Genomic DNA, 1,261 nt, shown 5'->3' with positions numbered 1-1,261 from the left:
TGCCGCTCGTGATCCGACAACACCAGCTCGGCCAGCCTCGGCCCAGGACGTCCCATGCACTGACCAACGACGGATCAAGGACTCAGGACACTAGAACCCAAGTCCGGGCCTTCGACGGTGGCCGTACTCAGTTGGTGCCGCCGCCCTTGAGCCATGTGTCACTGATGTCGAGCGTCTGCGGAACGACTTCTGGGTACCGGTCTGCGAGGTACTCCTGCTCGATCTCCTCGCCGGTTCGCCGATCCATGACGGTCTTCACACCACTCAACTTCATCTTCTTCAGGGTGCCGATGGACTCGCCTGTGACGAGGGCGTTGAAGGCCTTGATGGCTTGGGCCGACTGCTGCACGCTGTCCCGACTGACGACTCCGCGGTTCACGTTGATCATGGTGTTCGTGTAGAGGGCTCGGGGGTCTTTGCCGACGAGCTCTTGACTGGCTTCACCGATGCCGTCGAAGAACGAGTTCGCCACGTGCTCCGGCCATTCCTCAGTGATGATCTTGTAGGCGACGACCAGTCCGGTCGCGCTGGCGTGACACTGCTTGCCCTTCCCTACCATGCGGACGATCAGGGCTTCCTCGATCGGCCACCTGACCACCAGCTCTTGCAGCTTTTCCGCCGTTAGCCGGCCGGTGGTCCACCGGGTCCAGTGGAGCAGCGCGCTGCGGTTGGCGAGGACCTTCAGGGCCGCTGCGTATACGTTGGAGTTGGCCTGCTTCATCTCGGTGATCTGCGCGACGAAGTCTCCCGCGGTGCGGATGCGGCCGCCATCGATCGCGGCGAAGGTGTCCGGGTTGAGGTTGTACGTCACCTGGGCGGTCACCGTGGCACCAGTCTCGATGATCGCGGCGGCACGGTGCTGCCCGTCGATCAGACAGCCGTGCCAGTCGAGCGCGAACCCCTGGTGTGTGGTGCGGTACTGGCCGTTGCGCAGAATTTCCTTGAATTTGTCCACATTGGATCGCTTCAGGGGGACACGGTTGCATGTCCTCTTACTCATCCAGCTGCTGCACTTGTCGGGGGTCACTTCGGCGATCTCGGTGTAGACGGGCGGACTGGAGCGGACTTCATCGGCCATGCTGCAATCTCCTTCTCGGGGCGTGGTGAAGAGATTTGCGCGACTCGAATGCGTTCGTCGGCTCCTCGTCTCGCTTCCCTCAGGGCGAGGCTAGGTTCTGTCCGGCGGATCATGGTCGGAGCCAGAGGCGGATCGCTGCGACGGTGACCGTGCCATGGAAGACGTAGGCCCGCTTGTCGTAGC

General features: G+C 62.6%; 1 protein-coding gene. It reads right to left on the bottom strand.

Annotated features, from left to right (window positions below; all coding sequences use genetic code 11):
• Positions 1–127: 127 nt before the first annotated feature.
• A complete protein-coding gene (locus ACFWXO_RS45565) occupies positions 128–1,078 on the bottom strand; it encodes a hypothetical protein (protein WP_380533197.1) in 951 nt (316 codons plus the stop codon).
• Between the last annotated feature and the right edge of the window lie 183 nt (positions 1,079–1,261).

Origin of the sequence: Kitasatospora sp. NPDC059088 (assembly GCF_042738155.1) — a bacterium.
GTDB lineage: Bacteria > Actinomycetota > Actinomycetes > Streptomycetales > Streptomycetaceae > Kitasatospora.
The sequence above is the reverse complement of the archived record's forward strand: the minus strand, read 5'-3'. Positions and strand labels throughout refer to the sequence as shown.